This window comes from Actinoplanes sp. NPDC026619, assembly GCF_040638295.1.
Taxonomy (GTDB): domain Bacteria; phylum Actinomycetota; class Actinomycetes; order Mycobacteriales; family Micromonosporaceae; genus Actinoplanes.
In genome coordinates, this window is the sequence record NZ_JBEZYA010000008.1 from 291,025 (window position 1) to 310,945 (window position 19,921).

The following is a 19,921-nucleotide window of genomic DNA, read 5'->3' on the forward strand; positions in this document are numbered from 1 at the left end:
CAGCTCTCCTCGCGACAGGCTGACAGAGCGGCGGTAACGATAGCGCAGAAGGCTTTGCGGACTAAGTGCCCATAAGCGACCGGGCCAGCACGGCGAGCGACGATGTATTAGCTTCGGGGGATCATGCTCGTCGACCGCCTCACCTCGGCCGCGGTTCTGGGCGGACTACGTCAGCGGGCCTGGTCCCTGCTGATCGTCGCCGCCTTCGGAGTGCTGGCCGCGGCCGGTGCGGCGGGCCAGATGTTCGCCGAGGCCTCCGACAACGCCGCCTTCCGGGTGCGCCTCGGCGAGGTCGCGGCGGCCCGGCAGAGCGATGCGGCGGTCGTGCGCATGTCGGCCGACGTCGGTCCGAAGAGCTTCGACCAGCAGTCGGTCGTCGCCGACCTGCGCCGGGTGCCGGGCCTGACCGAGCCGGACATGACCGGCGGGTCGATCGGCGCGGAGCTGGCCGCGCCCAAGTTCTGGAGCTTCACGGTCAACGCCGGCGGCAAGCACGAGCGCGGCCGGTTGTTCGCGGTCGGAACGCCTGCCGAGGAGTTGGTCGGCACCCCGGCCGGGCAGGATGGGCTCTGGCTCCCCCAGCCGATGGCCACCGAGCTGGGCGTGCGTCCCGGCGACCAGATCGTGCTCGCCCTGCAGGTCGGCAACCGGGCCAAGCCGGTGCAGGTGTCGGTGCCGGTCGGCGGGGTCTACGCGGTCGACGGCGCCGGGCGACTGCCGACCGGCCCCAAGTGGGGGCTCCGGCGCAGCGACCTGCCCGACGACACCGAGTACCGCACGCTTCCGGCGTACCTCCTGGTCGGTGATGTGCCGACGGTAGAACGCCTGGCGCAGGCGACGCATGACCAGATCTTCTGGTCGGTCGAGGCGGCGCTCGCGCCCGGCGCGACCCTCGCCGAGGCGAAACGCACCGCCGACGGCCTGGAGGAGGTCCGCCGCAAGTACGCGACTCGGCCGCCGGCCAACGGTGACGATCTGCTCGCGTTGCGGTTCGCCAGCGGCATCGGCCGGATCGTCGCGACCGCCCAGGCCACCACCGAGACGGTGCGGCAGCGGACCCGGCCGGTGGAGTGGGCGGCGAACGGGGTCGGCCTCGCATCGGTGCTGGCCGTGGCGTTGCTGTCGGCCCGCCGCCGCGATCGGGAGATCCGGCACGAGATCGCCGCCGGGATGTCGCCGCTGCGGGTCGGCGGGCTCTGGCTGCTCGAGCATCTGCTGCCGGCCGCCCTCGGCGCCGCTCTGGGCTGGCTGGCCGCCTGGCAACTGGTGCTCCGGCTGGGTCCGCCGGGCGCTCTGGCCGAATCGCTCGGGCCTGCGGCGACCACCGGCGCCATGGTTGCGCTGGCGGGTCTGCTCACGGTTGGGTGCGTGGGTGCGCTGGCGGCACTTCGGCGGGTACGGCCGTCGCCCCCGGCAACCGCACGGCGGCCGCTGCCCTGGGCCCCGATGGTCGTGGTCGTCGCCCTGGTCGCCGCGGGCAGCCTGATCAGCGCCGGGCGCAGTGCCAAGGGCGTCGATCTGCTGGTTCCGCTGCTGGTCCTGGCGGCCGTCGGGGTGCTCGCCGGATGGCTGCCGGGGCGCCTCGCCGGCGGTTCCCGGCTGCCGTCCGCGCCGGGCCGGGCGGTGGTCTGGCTGGCTCGCCGCCGGCTGGGCGCGGGGGGCGCCGAACGCCGGCTCGCCGTCACGGTGGTGACCGCGGGTCTCGGCATGCTGCTGTTCGGTCTGTCCGCGATGGACTCCACCGCGATTTCCGCCGACGACCGGATCGCGGTGGCCGCCGGTGCCGAGAGCGTCGCGGTCCTGGGCGGCGGTTCGCCGGAGCTCGACGACGCGGCGGTGACGGTGCCGCCCGACGACCCGCTGCGCGGGGCGCCGCCGGACGAGCCGGTTCCCGGGGCGCGCACTCCCCCGCTACCGGCCGGCAACACTGTGGTCTGGCGCGGCGACGTGCTGACCCCGCTCGACGAATTCCGCAAGGATCTGCTGGTCATCGACCCGGCCCGATTCCTCGACGTGGCGATGTGGGGGCACGGCCCCGACCTGGCCGCGGCCCGCGCGGCGGTGGCCGCGCTGGCCGCCGACCCGGGCACCGCGGACGAGACGGACGGCAGCGGCTCGGCCCGCGCGATCGTGGTCGGCGATTCCTCGTCCAACTACGTCGACACGATCCGGGTGACGGTCGGCGACGCCACCAAGGACCTGGAGGTGGCCGCCCGGGTCAACGCCTTCCCCGGCATGCAGGGCCGCCCGATGTACGTGGTCGCCGCCACGCCGATGTTCGCCAAGCTCGGCCCGGACGATCCCCGGCTGCGGCCCCGCACCAGGCTGCCGGTCGGCGTGCAACTCTTCCGCACCTTCCTGTGGAGCGGCACGGCGGTGGGACCGGTGCTGGCGGCGAAGGGGGTGGTGCCCGAGTCGGCAAGCAGCGCGACGCTGCTGCGCCAGGACGCCACCTACATCGCGACCGAGCGGACCCGTGGCTACCAGCTCGCGATCGCCGGTTACCTGGCGCTGCTAGCGATCCTGACCCTCTGCGTCTACGCCCAGCGCACCGCGGTGCTGCGCCGGCCCACCGACCTGATGCTGGCCCGTGTCGGTCTCGGCCGCAACCGGGTCCAGCGGGCGCGGGCGCTGGAGTTCGTGCTGCTGGCGGTGGTCGGGTTCGCCGCCGCGGTCGCCGGGGTGGCCGCGCTGGCCCCGCTCGGCGGGCGGCTGCTCGACGACCAGCCCGGCCTCCTCCCCCGTTACGCCTTCCAGCTCTCCGCACTCGGCCTCGTGATCACCTTTGGCGCTGCGGGAGTGGCCGCCGCCCTGGCCGTGGCGCTGACCACGGTGCGCTCGCGGAGCGCGGAGGAGGACGCCTACCGTGACGACTGAGCCCCTCCTGCACGGACGCGAGCTCCTGCAGCTCTACGCCGCCCCGACCGGGCCGACCCAGGCGCTGCGCGGCGTCGACGTCACCGTGATCGGCGGCCGGATCAGCGCGATCACCGGCCCGTCCGGCAGCGGCAAGTCCACCCTGCTCGCCCTGCTGGCGCTGCGCGAACGGCCGGCCGGCGGCGAGCTGCGACACCGGGGCACGCTGGTCGCCGGCCTGTCCCGCCGGCGGCTGCAACGGCTGCGCCGCCGGGAGATCGGCTGGGTGGCGCAACGACCGACGCACAGCCTGTTCCCGCAACTGGACGCGCGCGGCCAGATCGAGCAGATGGCCCGGCTGCGCGGGGTGCGCTGCGACGCCCTCGCCGCGCTGGAGGAGGTCGAGCTGGGCCGTCGCGCCACCGCCCGCCCGGCCGTCATGTCCGGCGGCGAGCAGCAGCGGCTCGCGGTGGCGGCGGCCGCCGTCGGCGCTCCCGCGCTGCTGGTGGCGGACGAGCCGACCGCAGAGCTCGACGACGACTCGGCGGCGCTCGTGCTGCGGCTGCTGCGGGCCCGCGCCGAACAGGGCAGCGCCGTCGTGCTCGCCACCCACGACGCGCGGGCCACCGCGGCCTCCGACACCGTGCTGCGCCTGCGCCACGGGGTGCTGACCGGCATGGCGTCGGACGGCCGCGAACACACCACGACGATCGACGGGCAGGGCCGGCTGCAACTGCCCGAGGAGGCGCTGCCGCTGTTCCCCGACGGCCACGTCGTCGTCACGGTCGTCGACGGCCACGTCGAACTGCACCGGCCGGAGTGATCATGGCGCTCGTCGAGGTCCGCAACGTCAGCCACGTCCGTGGCGGAGAATCCGTCCTACGGGACATCGACCTGTCACTGGAGCCGGCGACGCTGACCGTCCTGGCCGGACGCTCCGGCTCCGGCAAGTCGACCCTCTGCCACCTGATCGCCGGGGTTATGCAGCCCACCAGCGGAGAGGTGCTGGTCCCTTCGCAGGATTGGGCCACCGTGTCCCTCCTGCCGCAGCGGCTTGCGCTCGAGCCGTCGCTGACGGTGGCCGAGAACGTGCTGCTTCCGGCCGCGCTGCGGTCCGCCGGGGCGAAGAACGCGCCGCGCTCCGCCCACCGGCCGGACGAACTGCTCGAACGGCTCGGCCTGGCCGGCATTGCCGGGCGGCCGGCCCAGGACACGTCGCTCGGCGAGCAGCAGCGGACGGCGCTGGGCCGAGCCCTCGTTCTCGAGCCCCGCGTGGCCGTGCTCGACGAGCCCACCGCCCATCAGGACGACGAGAACGTCGGCCTGGTGCTCGATGCCCTCCGCGCCGCCGTTCAATCGGGCACGCTGGTCATCGTGGCGACCCACGACCAACGCGTCATCGAGGCCGCTGACCACGTCGTACACCTGCAATCCGGCCGCCTCACGCGGTGACCGCAAGCACCTCGCGCAGCTTGGCCGCGAACTCCGCCGGTTTGCCGGCGTAGCCGAACTCGCCGCCCAGAAAACCGCCGTGGTGACTCGGAAAGACGGTCGGCTCCTGGCCGAGAAGTTTGGCCAGGCCTTCAGCGGTACGCGCGGTGTAGGTGCCCGCCGATTCCTCGCCCACCGCGATCACGACCCGGGTCGGCGCGGCCGTGAGCGCCGCCGCGTCGGGCTGATAATCGGTGACCGCCCACGACCGCTTCGACAGCAGCGGATCGTCGCGGCCGCCGTCGTCCTCGGCCGGCATGCCGAACATCGCCGGATCGGGCGCCGGCTGCGCGAAGAACGCGTCGGTGAACTCGCCCTGCCACGCGGTCATCGCGATGAACGTGGCCATCCCCGCGCCGTTGCCCTTGGCCTGATAGGCCTCGTGGAAGCCGGCCCGGGCCCGCTCGGCCGCCGCGGCGTCGGGCAGCACCGCGTTGATCGGCGGCTCGTGCGCCACCAGCGTGCGCACGTCGTCCGGATATTTCGCGACCAGTTCGAGGGCGGTCACCGCGCCGCCGCTGCTGCCGAACAGATCGACCGGCCCGAGCACCGCGATCAGCGCGTGCAGGTCCTCGGCCTGGTCCTGCGGGTTGAGGTCGTCGCGCCCGTCCTTGCGAACGCTGCGACCCAGCCCGCGCGGGTCGTAGGTGACGACCGTCCGGTCCGGGAAATGCTCAGCGAGCGCGCCGAACCCGTCCGCCGTCATCGGCTGCCCGATCATGAGCAGCGCCGGGCGGCCGTCGTTCGCGTCCGCCTCGCGGACGTCGTAGACCAGGTCAACCCCGGGAAGGGCGAGCGTGTGCGTCTGCTTTTCGGTCATGCCGCTGAGGCTACGACAGAAAATGACGAGCTATCTGCCGTACGTCGTCGGATGCCGTTGTCGCCCCGGCGATGTAGCGGCAGCAGCTCGACAGCGTCGAGCCCACCGTGATGTCGTCCTGGAGGACCAGGCTCGCGTCGGCGTGGCGCAGAAGCCGGACCGCGACCGACAGCATCCGGGTGACCAGCCCGATCGGCGGCGGCTCGAGCATCATGTCGCTGACGTCAGCCATGCCGACCCGGCCGCGCATGTCGTTGTGCCAGACCAGCACCACCACAGCGATCCGGGCGACGAGCTCGGGACGCTCGGCCGCCGCCGGGTGGTCAAGGATCTCCGCCAGCCAGAACCACGGCCGGTCGAGGCCGGTTTCCCCGCCGCGCAGGGTGTTCTTCAGCGCCGCATCGAAATCCCGCGGGGCGCCACCGGCCTGGGAGATGGCGTACGACGCCTCGCGCAGCCGCAGATCGCTGCCGAGCGAGGCGATGAAATGGGCGGCCAGCCGATCCGCCGCCGCCAAATCCGTTTCGAGCAGTCCCACCCTGAGCAACCTGGTTGATCATGCGGGACGGCGCCATCATCGGTTCGGCGGATGCGGGCGGTGTCGCCGACCGGCAACACCGCCCGATCGGTCAGCAGCTCAGGTTGCCGCCGGTGGAGACGCCGAGGACGCCGGCGTACTGCGTGTAGAGGTTGATCCGGCTCTGCACCTGCGCCGGGTTGCCACCGTTGCACTCGATGCTGTTGATCGCCCGGATCGTGGTGCCGAAGCCCTGGCCGTTGACCATCGCGTTGTGCGAAGTGGTGCCGGCCGCGCCGGTGCCGGTCATCCAGTACCAGAGGCCGGTCTGCCAGGAGATCGACGAGTTCGTGCCGACCAGGCCCGGGTTGTTGAGCAGGTCGACGCCGAGCGCGTTGCCGGCGGCGTAGTAGTTGAAGTTCCAGCTCAGCTGGATCGGCCCACGCCCGTGATAGGCGGACTGGCCGGCCGGACACCCGTACGGCTGGGAGGTGTCGCAGTAATGCGGCCAGTTGGCCGTGTTGATCTCGTCGATGTAGACGAGCCCGCCGGTCTCGTGGCTGACATTGGCGAGGAAGGCGGCCGCCTCCTGCTTCCTGACGGTGTCACTGCCGGTGGTGGCGAACGCCGGGTACTTCTTCATGGCGTCGGTCAGGCCGGCGTACGTGTAGAAGCCGTTCCGCCCCGGGAACATCTGGTTGAACTGGGCTTCACTGACGACGAACCCGCTGGTGCCCCCTGAATTTCCCCCACCGGTGCATGAATATGGGGACCAGAACCAGGTGCTGATCGTCGGGTCGTAGCCCGGGTTCTCGTGGGTGGCCTGGTAGAACTGCCCGTTCGTGTATTTCACGATGGCGCCGACCGCGTAGTACTGCCCGGCGACCCAGTTCGGGTAGCTGCAGGCGGTCCCTCCTCCACCGCCGCCGGTGCTGCCGCCGTCGCAGCCGCCGTTGTCCTGCCAGACACCGGAGCCGCCGGTGCTGGGCGCTTCCCCCTGGGTCCACCACTTGGCGGTCCAGTTGTGGCTGTTGTAGGAGGCGGTCATACCTCCGGTGTACACCTGGCTGCTGCTGTAGCCGGTCACGCAGGAGACGGCGGCTTCGGACATGGTCACCGGCAGCACCACGCCAAGCAGCCCCAGCGTGACGGTGGCAAGCAGGGCGAGCAGGGGTTTCTTCTTCATGGCGGACCTTCCGTGCGCCGAGGGAACGTTCGGACCGCGCGCGACGCATAGACCAAACCAAATGCGAACAACCTTCGTCAATATCTGTAAAGAAACTTAAGTAGATCGGGCAACATCTGCTCGTCTTCTTCGCCGACGACAGCGCGGGTAGCGTCGTGGGTGGCGATGCCAGCGCGCCTGCCGCCCATGACCGCTAGCGGGAAACCTGCCGATGACCGAGCAATTTGCCGCCGAACTCCGCCGCCTGCGCACCGAGCGCGGCCTGTCCTACCGAGGCCTCGCCGAGCTCGCCAACCAGGGCAAGAGCTACATCGAGGAGCTGGAGAAGGGGCGCAAGCCACCGAACGCGGCCGTCGCCGCCAACCTGGACAGACTCCTCGGCGCCGGCGGCAGACTGGCCGCAACCCTCCACGCGCCGATCGACGATGACGGCGAACTGGAAGCACTCGAACTTGCCCGCCGGGTGAGCGCGACGGACGTGAGCAGCGAGACGCTCGATCGACTGGAGCGGGCTGCCGACGCGATGGCCATGGCGTACGCGCGAGTTCCGCCCGACCTGTTGTTGCCGCGAGTGCGCCGGCACCTCGTCTACGTCACGACACTGATCGATGCCCGCAAAACACTCGCCCAGCACCAGCGACTGCTGGTCATCGGCGGTTGGTTCGCGCTGCTGCGCGCCACTTTGCACATCGACCTGCAGCAGACCGCGGCCGCCGACGCCTATCTCCAGACCGCGGCGCAACTGGCCGAGCAAACCGGGCAGCGGGAGATCGCCGCTTGGTGCCTGGAGACAAAGGCGTGGGACGTGCTGACCTCCGGCGATTTCCGCCAGGCATTGCAGCTCTCCCAGCATGCTCAGGCTGTCGCCCCTGCCGGTGGGTCGGTCCTGATCCAGGCCTGCGCGCAGGAAGGGCGCGCGTGGGCACGCCTGGGCGATCGCCGTGAGACGGCCCGCATGCTCGCCCGCGTGGAGCGCCTGGCCCAGGGGCGAACCCCACCAGATCATCCGGAGCACCACTATCAGTACGACCCGGCCAAGGCCCATTCGTACGCGGCGACGACGCTGGCCTGGGCAGGCGACCCGGCAGCCGAGTCAGTGGCGCGCGATGTGATCACCGAGTTGCAGGCCGAGGCCGCCCGGCCACGGCGAATCGCCTCGGCCCAACTGGATCTTGGCCTGGCACTGCTGGCCGCGGCCAAGCCCGACGAGGCCGCCGCGGAGGCCCGGCTGGCAATCACCTCGGGCCGCATCGTTCCGTCCAACTGGTGGCGCGCCGCCGAGGTTGTCACCGGCGTTCAGCAAGCCGGGATCCGAGAGGGCCGGGAACTGCGGGAGATCGCCGAGGCACATCGGCCGTCTTAGATCCCGGCACACCGCTTCTGTCCGAAAGGACGATACGGAGCCGACCCGTCGCCAGTGAATGATCGACGCACATCTTTCGAACTTTCACGGGGAACCTCATGCCTTCTCGTACCGGGCGGGTGCTTGCCCTGTCCGCCATGGTGCCGGCCCTGCTGCTGAGCACCGGCGGCGTCGCGCTGGCCGCCACCAACACCCTCACGCTGACCGCGCTGAACCGCTCCGGCGCCAAGGCCACCATCTCGGCGACGGTGGTCAACGTCGACACCAGCGCCCAATACACCGCCAAAACCGGCAAAGCCAAAAAGCTGCCCAAGGGTACGTACGCCGTCCTGAGCCAGATCGCGACCGGCGGCACCACCACGCTCGCGGGCACGGCCGTGAAGGTTTCCGGCTCGACGAAACTGACCGTCGACGCCCGCAAGGGCAAGCGGGTCAGCCTGGCGTTGAGCCCGGCCGCCACCACCGGCCTCTTCTCACAGATCTCCGTCCGGATCTGCTCACTGACCGGCGCCAGCTACAACATCGACGCCGGCGGCGACCAGGTGTACGTCGTACCGACCACCTCGAAGAAGGTCGGTTTCGCCGCGCTCGGCTCGTGGACCGACCTCTCCGGCACGACGGATGCCTACGCCGTGCTCAACCAGACCACCGGCGTGCCGGCCAGCCCCACCCGCACGTTCGCCCGATCCGGGTTGGCGCACGTCACGGTCGCATCCCGGCGCGGACCGAGCGGCTCCAACTTCAGCGACGTGGCCGTCCAGCCGGTCGCCAAGGGCTGCGGCCAGGATCTCTTCGCCGAACTGGTCAGCAGCGAGGTGCCGACCACCTCGAAGATTCACCTCTCGCCGACCAGCTGGGACATCCGCTCCGACGAGTTCGCGACCGTGACGAAAACCGGCGAGAGCTGGGACATCGGCGGCTACATGACCACCCGTACGGTTGCCGCCGGCAAGTCGTACGCCCTCCGGTTCTACGGCGCGGCCTGGGGCCCGGGTTCGCTGCTGCCGAGCATGTCGAACGGTTACCTCTCGTACAACCTGAATGATGGTTTCGAGGACCCGGACTATCCCGGCCGCGGCTCGAGCGTGGAGGGCGGCGACAAGGCCACCGCGACGCTGAAGTTCGGCGGCAAGACGGTCAAGACGAAGAAGGACACCGGCTGGATGCCGGAGATGACCTACCTGTCGTACAAGGTGAAGAAGGCCGGCTGGTACACCCTCACCAACGCGTCGACCAGGTATTACCCGGAGATCAAATACCCGGCCGGCATGCTGTCGACCGCGTCGACCGCCACGTACCGCTTCAACGTCAAGCCCAAGGCCACCGTGATCGCCCCGGTCTACGCGCTCCAGATGATCCCGGCCGACCTGAACTACTACAACAAGGCAAAGCCGAGCAGCACCACAAAGGTGACGCTGAAGCTGACCCGCAAGTCGTGGTCGGACATCAAGGCCGGCAAGAACCCCACGGTCAAGTCGGTGACCGCAACGATGTCGACGGACGGCAAGACCTGGAAGTCCGTACCGGTCAAGAAGATCAACGGAGCCTGGACAGCCGTGGTCCCCAACCCGGCCGCCGGGGCTGTGTCCCTGCGAGCCCGCGCAACGACCACAACCGGTGCCTACACCGAGGTAACCATCTACCGCGCGTACGGAATCGTCTGAGTTCGGGCCGAGAGGGCTGCGGCCCTCTCGGCCCCGCCCTCAGGGCAACGCGGGGTAGTCCGTGTAGCCCTTGGCGTCACCGGCATAGAACGTGTCCTGGTCGGGCTCGTTCAGCTCGGTGCCCTCCGTCCACCGGCGCACCAGGTCCGGGTTGGCGAGGAACGGACGGCCCACGGTCACCGCGTCGGCCACGCCGTCGGCGACCAGGCGCTCGAGCTGGTCGCGGTCCGATTCCACCCCGAAGCCGGTGTTGAGCACGAACGTCCCCGGCCAGATCGCCCGCAGCTTGGCGATGATCGGGTCGCCCGGGGCGGCCAGTACGTGCAGGTACGCCAGGTTCAGCTCGGCGAGCTGGGTGGTGAGCGCCTCGTACACGGAAACGTCAATCTCGGAGATGTCGTTGAACGGGTGCGCCGGGGAGATCCGGATCCCGACCCGGTCGGCGCCGATCGCGGCACTGACCGCGGTCGCGACGTCGACGACGAAGCGGGCGCGGTTCTCCGCCGAACCGCCGTACTGGTCGGTGCGCCGGTTCACCCCGTCGGCGAGGAACTGGTGCAGCAGATAGCCGTTCGCGGCATGCAGCTCCACCCCGTCAAGGCCCGCCGCCACCGCCCGCTGGGCGGCGTCGACATATTCGGCGACCACGCCGGGCAGCTCGTCGGTGGCCAGCTCGCGCGGCTCGGAGAAGGCCTGCGGGCCGGCCGGGGTGTAGACCTCACCGGCGGCGCGCACGGCCGAGGGCGCCACCGGCGTCTCGCCACCGATGGTGCTGGTGTGCGAGATCCGGCCCACGTGCATCAGCTGCAGCACGACCCGGCCGCCGCCGGCGTGCACGGCCTCGGCGATCCGCTGCCATCCCTGCTGCTGCGCGTCGGTGTGCACACCCGGGGTTCGCGGATAGCCCTGACCCACGGCGGACGGTTGACTGCCCTCCGTGATGATCACACCAGCACCGGCCCGCTGGCCGTAGTACTCGGCCTGCAGGGCATTGGGGGTGCCGTCCGCGTCGGCCCGATTGCGAGTCAGCGGGGCCATCCAGATCCGGTTGGGCGCTTGCAGAGCACCGGCGGTGACGGGCTGCAGCAGCGGGCTGTCCGGTTTGAGAGCAGAACTGGTCATGAAGGCGGCAGCACCCGGACCCCCACGAAGCTTCCTCATCATGGCCATGATCACACTCGGTTAACCAGCCGCCGCCTTTGCCGTGTCGTGCAACCCTCCGGTCGAGCTGCTGCGTCGTACGCCTGTCAGCACGCAGCCGACTCCCGGAAGGCGGGTTCGAACCGGGTGGATGACCAGGAGTTCCACGACTTCGTGGCGCAGCGGATGGAGCGATGGCGTCGCTCGGCGTACCTCATGTGCCAGGACTGGCACACCGCCGACGATCTCGTCTCCATCGCGATCGCCAAGATCTACCGCCACTGGCGCGACGTGCGCGGGGCCGACAACCCCGAGGCGTACGCCCAGCGGATCCTCACCCGCGTCTGGCTCAGCGAACGCCGCCGCCCGTGGCGCCGCGAACGCTCGGCGCAGCACCTGCCGGACCAGCCGGTCGACCCGGGCCACCGGATCACCGACCGCGACTCGCTGGCCGGTCTCCTGCGGGAGCTCGGTCCACGCCAGCGGGCGGTACTGATCCTGCGGTTCTACTTCGACTACTCCGCGGAGCAGACCGCCGAGATCCTGCAGGTCACGGTCGGCACCGTGAAGAGCCAGACGGCGCGCGGGCTACAGACCCTGCGCGTCAACGAACAGGCACTGCGCGGCTGAGGCCGCGCGGAAAGGACAACATCATGACCCAGCAGCTCTTCGAGGACCTGACCGAGGACGCTCCGCCCAGCACAATCGACATTCCGGGCATCGTACGGCGTGAGAAGCGCCGGCGAACTCTCGTGCGCGTCGGTACGCCGCTGGCCGCGGTCGCCGTCGCGGCTACCGCGTTCGCGGTGATCAGCCCGTCGGCGCCCGCACCACCGGTGGTCGCCGAGCCGACGGCTCCGGCCACGGCCACGACCCCGGCTCCGGCTCCGGCTCCGGGCTTCCGGCTCGTCGCGAGCAACCGGGAGGCGAAGACAGCCACCGCCGCGTCGCTGCGGAAAGCATTCGACGGCGCGGTCCACAAGACGGCGCCGGACGCGAACTGGCTGGCGCAGGGCGACCCCGCGTACTCGACCCCGGACGGCCAGCCGCCGCTGATCACCGGAGACGGGGTGCAGCGCACGCAGGACCAGATGTTCTTCGGCGGCACGGGCATCGGCCTCGACGGCCGGCGCGGCACGATCAGGCTCAGCATCATCGCGGCCAACCCGTGCAACGGCGGCACCCTCAGCAAGTGCGGGACGGACCCGAAGATCCTCGATCCGGACACCTACTTCAAGTGCTACCCGTCACCGGAGAAGTGCACCGAGAGCAAGGGCACGGACGGGCGGCGGCAGCGGGTGCGAACCACGACGAGCCAGGCCGGGTTCGTGGGCCACGAGGCAACCGTCGAACTGGCCGACAAGCGCACGTTGCTGGTCTTCGTCGACAACGAGTTCATCGTGCCCGGCACCGACCCCGAGAACTCGGTCGCGCAGCCCGAGACCCCGCTCAGCCTGGCCCAGGTCGAAGCCGTCGCCACCGCAATCGGCGACCAGATCCTGCCCTGAGCCGCCAGCCGGAGGCGGGACATCGCCCGCTCCCGGCGGGAAAGACCGCCCCGGCCGAGGCCGGGGCGGTCACCGATCAGTCGATCCTCTCCGCCTGATCGAGCACGTACTGGGGCAGCTTCGTGCTGGCCCCCAGCACCTCGAGGCCGATCAGCCGGCCGTCGGCGTCGAAGTCGAGATTGATCATGCCGTCGACGTCGATCGGGTCACACGGGTACATGCGCGCCACCGTCCGTGCCGCCTGCGGATCGGTGAGGTAGAGGTACGCCGCGTTGGCCTTCGCGTCGTATGTGACCCGGATGGTCACTTCGTCGCTCGCAGGCGGTTGACGTACTTCTTGTCGACATCTGTCATCACAGTGTTCACGTTCCCGTCGATCGTCTTGGCGACGAAGATTTTGGTCTTGGGATCGTAATAGCCGGACTTGATCTGACCCTCGTGTTCGTACGAGAACGGCTCTTTCGAGAGAACGGCCTCGGCGTCCTCCTTCGACACGCCACGGTCTTCCAGTCGCTGCATGGCGTGCTTGGTGAAGTCCTCGGCCTCGTCCTCGGCCGCCTCGACCGTGGGGCGCAGGATGACGTTGTCGTCCCAGTTGCAGTAGCACTCGTCGGCGTGAGTGGGGTCACCGCACGCGTTGTGCACGAGGATCGGCGAGTCGACCGCCAGCACGTAATACGTGTGGACGTTCTCGACCGTGAGGTTGTACATCGTCTGCCGCCCGGCGAACCCCCGCGAACCATCGACCGTGGCCGCCGACCCGGCGAGCGCGACACCGGCCTCGAGGTTGCCGGCACCGGTCCACTTCATCCGCTCCGGGTCCCAGAACGGGTGATCCTTGGTGGTGTGCACCGTGGTGGAGCGACCGCCGACGTCCACGGTGAGGTCGACGAGTTCGGTGTCGGTGTTGACCAGCCGGTCGGTGACCTTCTGGGCGCTGGTCTCGCCGGTCCGCGGATCGGTGGCGACCACTTCGTCGCCGACCTTCACCTCGTCGATCGGCTTGGTCGTCCGGTCGGCCATCAGGACACGAGTCCCGGCCGCGAAACTGTTCTTGCTGAGGCAGATGCCCTTGGTCTTGCCCTTGGACAGGTCGTCGAGGACGTCGAAGCTGCGCATCGAGATGCGGGACGAGGCGACCACCCGGCCCACCATCGACGCGCTGGCGCCGCCCTCCTCGGTGACCGCCATCTTCATCATGGCCCCGAACTCGGGGTCCTCGCCCCGGGCGGCGGCGGCCCGGGCCGAGTTGGCGTCGTGCACCGCGTTGGCGTAGACGGTCGTGCAGTGCGTGTTCATCTGCTGACACGCCCAGTCCATCATGTAGAGGAGCTTGGCGTTGTCGTCGAGGGCGTCCCACTTCTTGCCCCAGCTGTCGCGGAACATGAAGTAGGCATAGTTGACCTGGTTGCCGTACGCATAGATGTCGTCGACCTGGTCGGTGGTGACGGTCGCCCCGCCGACGCTGCCGTTGCCGTAGCCGTCGGTTTCGACCTCGGCGGGGTCCGTGTTGCCTCCGTCGTCACCGCCGTTGTCGTCATCGTCGTCGTCGGGCAGGACGTATCCGCCGCAGGTACCGCCGTTGCCGCGAGCACAGCCGGGACGGTCGCCGTCGATCCGGCCGAGCCCGGACGGGTCCGAACCGGTGATCGGGTTGTCGCCGGCGTAGGTGTAGCCGCCGAGCTGTGCCGGGTCGGCGGTCTGCAGCAGCGGGTCGGCGCTGATGAACCGGCCGAGCGCGGCGTCGTACTTGCGGGCGCCGACGTCGGTGTAGCCGGTCTTGAGATCCCTCGGCGCGTTCAGATAGCCACGCGTCAGGTTCGGCCACGCCGTGGTGTTCGCGGTGGCCCGGTCCTCGCCGTACGGCTTGTTCTGCTGGCGTGACACCTCCAGGCTGGTGGTGTCGATCGCCAGGGTCCCCGTCCCGTGCCGGTCGCCGAACAGGTAGTGGGCACCACCGCCCGGCAGGCTCGAACGGATGGCGACCGCCCCGGAACCACCGTGGTTGTACGTCCGGACCGCGCCGAGCAGAGCGGCCGGCGTCGCCGCGGTGTCGGCCACGATCTCGGCGTCACCAACGAACAGGCTGGTCCGGCCGGGATCGCGGCGGATCAGCTGGTTGCCGTCGGCGTCGTACAGATATTTGGTGGTGCCGGCGTTGGTGCCGGTCGTGGTGACCTGGGCCAGCCGGCCCTCGCTGTCCCACTTCAGTGTCTGGTTGTTGCCGCTGTTGGCGGTGCGGATGAGCAGGTGGCCGGCGGCGTCGTAGACGAACTTGGTGGGGTCGTTGCCGTCTTTCGTCTCGGTCAGGGTGTGCGGCTGGGCGCCGGTGGGGTTGCAGGCGGTGCTGCAGCCGTTGACGTAGTTGGTGGTGACGCCGGACGAACCCGCGTGGTCCACCCCCTGGGTGCGGTTGCCGATCGCGTTGTAGGCGAACGTCTGCCAGTAGGCGCCGGAACCGCTCGAGACGTCGGCGGCCGTAGGCGCGGTGGTGGCCGCCCCCGGGCACTCGGTGGCCGCGGTCCAGGCGTTGACCAGGCGCGCCAGGCTGTCGTACCGGAAGCACTGGGTATCGGTGACGGTGTTCCCGGACTCCGACTGCTTGTTCACCGTGGACAGCGGGTTGCCGGCATCGTCGTAGGTGAAGCTGGCCTGGTCGATCAGCGGGCCGATGCCGTGGTTGCGGTAGACGGAACGGGACGCGAGGCGCAGCGTGTACTCGTCGTACGTGTAGAGGCTCTGCACCTCGTTGGTGGAGTCGCCCATGGCCATCTTCGACGGCTGACCGAAGTCGGTGTAGATGGTGTCGGAGACATACAGGTCGATGCCGGACGTCCGGGTCGGCGAGCCGAGCAGGTTGTGCCCGTAGGTGATCCTCTCGCCGGGCAGGCCGGCAACGTCGGGGTCCTCCTGGGTGGACAGCTTCTCGGTGTTGGGCGTGTAGGTGTACTTCGTGGTGTACGACGTCGGCAGCGGCCGTTCGACGCCGGGCAGCGTGATCGTCTGTCCGAGCGGGTTGCCCATCCCCGAGTAACCGGTGAAGGCGACGGTGTAACCGCCGGTGACGCCGGAGACGTACCGGGTCGACGACGTCGGCTTGCCGACCTGGAGCGTGTCGTAGACCCATGATCCGAACTTGAGGTTGGCAGCCTTGTCGAACGCGGTCAGCTTCCGGCCGAGCAGGTCGTACGTGTACGTGATCTGGTTGCCGCGGGCGTCCTTCGTGGACGCCACGTTCCCGGCGTCGTCGTAGCTGCTGTAACTGGTGCCGGTATCCGGGTCGACGTGCGTGGTCGGGCGACCGAGCAGGTCGTACGTGTTCTTCCAGACCGCCTGGTCGGGGCCGGTTACGGTGGCTTGCTGACCGGCCGGGGCGTACGTGTAGGTGACGGCGTTGCCGGTGCCGCCGGTGGCGGTGAAGCCGCCGGTGAGGCTGCCGGTCAGCGTTGGCGGGGTGGTGTACTGCAGCAGCTCGGTCAACTGGCCGCGGGCGTCGGTGGTGGTCGACGTGGCGATGTCCCCGGCCGGCGGGATCGCGATGACCTTGTCACCGGTGTACACGGTCCGGGCGTGCCAGATCTCCACGGCGTTGTGCTCCGTGGTCGTCTGGGTGATCCGGCCCATCGAGTCGTGGTCGGTGACCGTGGTCGACGGGATGGTGACCTGGGACAGATGATCGGAGATCAGCGAGGCTCGCGGGTCGCCGGCGACGGCGTACGAGTTGTTGGTGATGACCACCCAGCCGTTGGAGTCGTACTGCGTGTCGGAGACGATCGTGCTGCCGTTGGCCCCGGTCGCCTGTGTCTCGAGCGGGCGCAGCGTGGCGTCGTACAGCGTGAGACTGATGCCGTAGTTGGGTGTCGTGCTCGCGGTGTCGTTGTCGAGCAGGTTCCGGATGGAGACCATGCTCGGACCGGAGCTGGACAGCTGGTAGCCGTACACCATGTTGGCGGGGGCGTTCGCGGCCTTGCTCTTGTTCGGCATCCAGACCGCGGTGGTGCGGCCGAGCGCGTCGTAGGTGATCGAGCTCAGCCCGCCCGCGATGTTCGTGGTGGCGATCTTCAGCTGACGGGCCGCGTCGAACGTGGCCGTGGTGAGCTGGCAGTCCTTGCTCGACTTCGTCACCGCCGAGCAGCTCGCGCCCGACGTGACCTGGGCGATCGTGGTGATCGCGGTCGGCAACGCACCGGACGCGGGCGTGATCTTGGTGTAGACGGTCTGCGCGAGGCTGGTCGTTCCGTCGGCGGCCTTCGAGTTCGGAGTACGGATCGTGGACGTGACCCGGCCGTAGCTGTCGTAGGCCGTCTTCGAGGAATCGAGGAACACGCCCGGCTCGGACGCGGTCTGCAGCAGGGTCGGGTTGCCCCTGGTGTCGTAGGCCGTCTTCACGTCGGAGATCAGCGTTCCCGACTGACTCGCGCCTGCGGTCGCGCAGTCCTGCTCGGTGATGATGACCTCGGACGGGAGGATGACCGGCGCGGTCTTCCCCCCGGGCAGGGACACCGTCGTGCTCAGGTACTTGTTGAACGAGCACTTGGGGCTGTTGCCGGTCGCGCCGATCTCACCCCGGTCGGCGATCTGGACCGGGCGGCCGGTGGTGGCGTCGTAGAAGGTGTTGGTCTCGACCTTGCGCCAGCCGTAGGAGACCTTCTGCCGGGTCACGGTCTTGGCCGTCCCCGACATGTACGCGGTCAGCGCGGTCAGGCCCGTTCGAGCCCGCGACGCAGTCGGCCCGATCAGGGTCGGGACGGTGACCTGCGCGTTGAAGATGGTGTCGCCGCTGTAATTGACCAACTCGAAGAGCTGGCCGGAGTACTGCGCCTTGTCGGCGACGGTGACCGTGCCGTCGCTACTCTTCAGGGCCGGCACCGAGCGCGTCTTGTCGCCGGGCAGGGTGTCGCCGTCCATGCCGAGGAAGTAGTAGCTCTTGGAGAGCGTCTTCTGGTCGTACACCCGGGTGCCGTTGGTGTAGTGGAAGACCGACGGATCGCCGGTGGTGGTGTCGACCTCGGGGTAACCGCGGAACTGGCCCCAGGTGCGGTTCTCCTCCTTGACCACCTCGTTGTCGTCGTAGTGCCAGCCGGGGTCGCCCTGGTAGCTGTACCGCGTCACCAGTTTCGGCTGCGAGCCGTCCTGGTAATGGTTGCCGGCGCTGTCGTACGTCGTGACCGACGTGACCGGGTGGGTGTAGAACCAGTCCATCAACGGCTCGGGCTGGTAGTCCGGCGCCCAGTAGACCGGGAAACAACCGGTCGTGTTGGTGGACGCGAACGCCTGCGCAGCCTTGTCCACGTCGTCGTCACCGGACGGGTTCGCCGGCGGCAGGCCGGCGCAGGTCGGCGTGGCGTACTCGACGACCGTCTCCGCGCCGGTCTCCGACCAGATCGTGTGGATGCGGTTGTAGTACATCTTCGGCAGGCCGGGCAGCACACCGACCCGGTTCGCCAGCTGCTCGCCCTCGAACGACACGGTGCCGCCGTCGGCGTCGGCGGACGCGCCGCCGAGCCGGTCGAGGCCGGTCCGCTTGATCGAGGCAAGCCACAGGGTCGGTGAGTGGTCGGCGTTGTCCGGGAACGAGTGCGCCAAATCGAACCGGTCGACCAGCTTGGTCGCGCCGGCAACCTGCACCTGCGTGACGATCGACGTCAGCATCCGGCGGGTCCAGAAACTCGGCGAGTGGTTCGTGCAGTCCTTGCCGCTGGAGCAGTTCAGGTCGACCGGCACGTCCGGGTACAGCTCCGGGGTCGACTCGCTGAACGTGCAGTCGCCGACGCAGCGCTCGGCGGTGCCGAAGATGACCTGCTCGGGGGCGGTCGCCGAGTAGATCGTGGACGCGGTCATGCCGTAGTCGATCCGCTTGATCGTGCTGGCCCGCATATAGGACACCGCGGTGTCCTTGAGGTTGGCGCCGTAGTAACCGATCTCGGGATCGTTGTAGTAGTAGGCCATCGCGTTGCTGTTGCGGTCGACCACGTAGTCGAGGTTGAACCGGTAGCCGAGCGTGCAGGCGGTGTCTTTGAACGATCCGCTCGGGCATTCTCCGACGCCCTCGTGGCTCTGGTAGACCGGGACGGTCTGCACCGACTTGGTCTCCTCCGCGCCGGCACTCCAACCAGGCAGCCGGCTGAGGCCGAAGTAGTACTGCGTCCCGTTCTGGGTGACCCGGAAGTACTCGCCGTTCTTGGTGCCGTTGGTGGCGTCGGACAGGTTGTCGATCTGGGTGGTCGCGTTGTCGTTCGACGATCGGAACGTCTTCGTCTTGTCGTCGTAGACGATCGAGGTCGACTCGCCGTTCAGCGACAGCGTCAGGATCTGGCCCGCCCAGCACAGGTCACCGGAGTGATCGGGCGCGCCCTCGGCGTCGATGTCGTCGCACGAGCGGTAGGTGCGCTCGACGAAGTTGTCCCCCATCGACCAGCCGTCACCGACCCACGTCGACTGGCTGTTCGTGCCGGCCGTCCGCGCGTCCTGAGTGGCCGAGCTGTAGGACAGGTCGATGTTGGGCTTGACCGCGCCGATGCCCGGGGGCACCGAGATCGGGTAGCTGTAGGTGAAAGCGCCGGTGTTCCCACCGGCCGACCAACTACCACCCGGCGACAGGCTGGTCGCGGCGTAGTCGCCGCCACCGCCGCTGGTACCGGACGTCGCGGCCAGCACCGAGTTCACCGACACGTCCGCCGACAAAGCCGCGGCCACCGGCGTCTGCGTCCGGCACTGCGCCAGCTCAGGAGTGGTCAGCGCACAGGCAGGCAGCTTGACCAGGTGCAGCCGGGAGCCGAACCCGCCGCCGTAGGCATTGGCGAAGGTCGACGGATCGACATCCACGCGGACATTCCCAGCGCCTCCGGCGACCGAGAACAGAACCCCGCGAATGCCGGCCGCCTGCGCCACCTTCTGGTCAGCGGTTTTTACCTGTACGCGGTCAGGAGTGGCACCCTTCGACGCCCGAGCGACGGAGATTGCTCCGGCCCGCCCTTTCGCTCCCGCCGGCAGCGCGACCGACGTGCTCGACGCACCGGGCAGCGTCTTACGCGCGGTGACATCGAACTGCGCGGTCTTCCCACGGGCCTTCGGCTTGGTGGAGACCTTCTTCTTGCCCAGCTCGACCCGTTCGATCTTGGCCGGCTCGGGCACCTTCGGCGCAGCGGCAGCGGGCTCGCCCACGACCATGCTGGTCAGTGCCGGCGCGGCGACGACGACCACGGCGGCCACCGCCACTCGGCGCCAGCGCGCTCTCCAACGTTCTCCGGACAGCATCAAGCAGCCCCTTCCCCCGTGACTCGCGCCCAGGGCGGGGCGCGCGACCGATCGATCACGATCAGCGGCCACATGGTAATCGAAAATTCGAGGCTTTTAAGTACGTCGTTGAGCGGGCC

13 protein-coding genes are annotated in these 19,921 nt (G+C 69.5%); 7 read left to right on the forward strand and 6 right to left on the reverse strand.

The window, feature by feature from the left end; translation table 11 throughout:
• Window positions 1–123: 123 nt before the first annotated feature.
• From AB0E90_RS20225 to AB0E90_RS20235, 3 genes are read left to right on the forward strand one after another with little or no spacing between them, the layout of a single operon-like run.
• Window positions 124–2,877 (forward strand): hypothetical protein, encoded by a 2,754-nt coding sequence (locus tag AB0E90_RS20225; RefSeq protein ID WP_360407373.1) that lies wholly within the window; start codon window positions 124–126, stop codon window positions 2,875–2,877.
• Window positions 2,867–3,679, forward strand: a complete 813-nt coding sequence (locus AB0E90_RS20230) for an ATP-binding cassette domain-containing protein (RefSeq protein ID WP_360407376.1) — start codon at window positions 2,867–2,869, stop codon at window positions 3,677–3,679. Before AB0E90_RS20225 ends, AB0E90_RS20230 begins: the two co-directional genes overlap by 11 nt.
• 2 nt (window positions 3,680–3,681) lie before the next feature.
• Window positions 3,682–4,308, forward strand: a complete 627-nt coding sequence (locus tag AB0E90_RS20235) for an ATP-binding cassette domain-containing protein (RefSeq protein WP_360407379.1) — start codon at window positions 3,682–3,684, stop codon at window positions 4,306–4,308.
• Here the strand turns inward: AB0E90_RS20235 and AB0E90_RS20240 are convergent.
• From AB0E90_RS20240 to AB0E90_RS20250, 3 genes are all read right to left on the reverse strand, one after another.
• Window positions 4,298–5,167, reverse strand: coding sequence for an alpha/beta hydrolase (locus AB0E90_RS20240; RefSeq protein ID WP_360407382.1), 870 nt, complete (start codon window positions 5,165–5,167; stop codon window positions 4,298–4,300). The genes AB0E90_RS20235 and AB0E90_RS20240 overlap by 11 nt on opposite strands.
• A gap of 10 nt (window positions 5,168–5,177) precedes the next feature.
• Complete coding sequence (locus AB0E90_RS20245; RefSeq protein ID WP_360407385.1) at window positions 5,178–5,705, reverse strand: hypothetical protein; 528 nt, start codon at window positions 5,703–5,705, stop codon at window positions 5,178–5,180.
• A 91-nt stretch (window positions 5,706–5,796) separates the two neighbouring features.
• A complete protein-coding gene (locus AB0E90_RS20250) occupies window positions 5,797–6,870 on the reverse strand; it encodes a glycoside hydrolase family 19 protein (protein WP_360407388.1) in 1,074 nt (357 codons plus the stop codon).
• 211 nt (window positions 6,871–7,081) lie between these two features.
• Here AB0E90_RS20250 and AB0E90_RS20255 point away from each other — a divergent pair, with 211 nt between their 5' ends.
• Both AB0E90_RS20255 and AB0E90_RS20260 read left to right on the forward strand, forming a co-directional pair.
• Window positions 7,082–8,233 carry a helix-turn-helix transcriptional regulator gene (locus AB0E90_RS20255; protein WP_360407391.1) on the forward strand — a complete coding sequence of 384 codons (1,152 nt, stop codon included), beginning with the start codon at window positions 7,082–7,084 and terminating at the stop codon, window positions 8,231–8,233.
• Window positions 8,234–8,331: 98 nt separating this feature from the next.
• Window positions 8,332–9,897, forward strand: a complete 1,566-nt coding sequence (locus AB0E90_RS20260; protein WP_360407394.1) for a hypothetical protein — start codon at window positions 8,332–8,334, stop codon at window positions 9,895–9,897.
• Between the two features lie 39 nt (window positions 9,898–9,936).
• On the opposite strand, the gene AB0E90_RS20265 is transcribed toward AB0E90_RS20260, so the two are convergent.
• Window positions 9,937–11,019: an alkene reductase gene (locus AB0E90_RS20265; RefSeq protein WP_360407397.1), complete on the reverse strand. Its 1,083-nt coding sequence runs from the start codon at window positions 11,017–11,019 to the stop codon at window positions 9,937–9,939.
• Between the two features lie 165 nt (window positions 11,020–11,184).
• Here AB0E90_RS20265 and AB0E90_RS20270 point away from each other — a divergent pair, with 165 nt between their 5' ends.
• Both AB0E90_RS20270 and AB0E90_RS20275 read left to right on the forward strand, forming a co-directional pair.
• Complete coding sequence (locus AB0E90_RS20270; RefSeq protein ID WP_360407400.1) at window positions 11,185–11,667, forward strand: SigE family RNA polymerase sigma factor; 483 nt, start codon at window positions 11,185–11,187, stop codon at window positions 11,665–11,667.
• A gap of 23 nt (window positions 11,668–11,690) precedes the next feature.
• Entirely contained in the window at window positions 11,691–12,545 is an 855-nt protein-coding gene (locus tag AB0E90_RS20275; protein ID WP_360407403.1) for a hypothetical protein, read from the forward strand.
• Window positions 12,546–12,621: 76 nt separating this feature from the next.
• On the opposite strand, the gene AB0E90_RS20280 is transcribed toward AB0E90_RS20275, so the two are convergent.
• Window positions 12,622–12,852: a DUF2283 domain-containing protein gene (locus tag AB0E90_RS20280; protein ID WP_360407405.1), complete on the reverse strand. Its 231-nt coding sequence runs from the start codon at window positions 12,850–12,852 to the stop codon at window positions 12,622–12,624.
• Window positions 12,849–19,757 (reverse strand): polymorphic toxin-type HINT domain-containing protein, encoded by a 6,909-nt coding sequence (locus AB0E90_RS20285; protein ID WP_360407407.1) that lies wholly within the window; start codon window positions 19,755–19,757, stop codon window positions 12,849–12,851. The genes AB0E90_RS20280 and AB0E90_RS20285 overlap by 4 nt, the downstream gene beginning before the upstream one ends.
• Window positions 19,758–19,921: the final 164 nt, after the last annotated feature.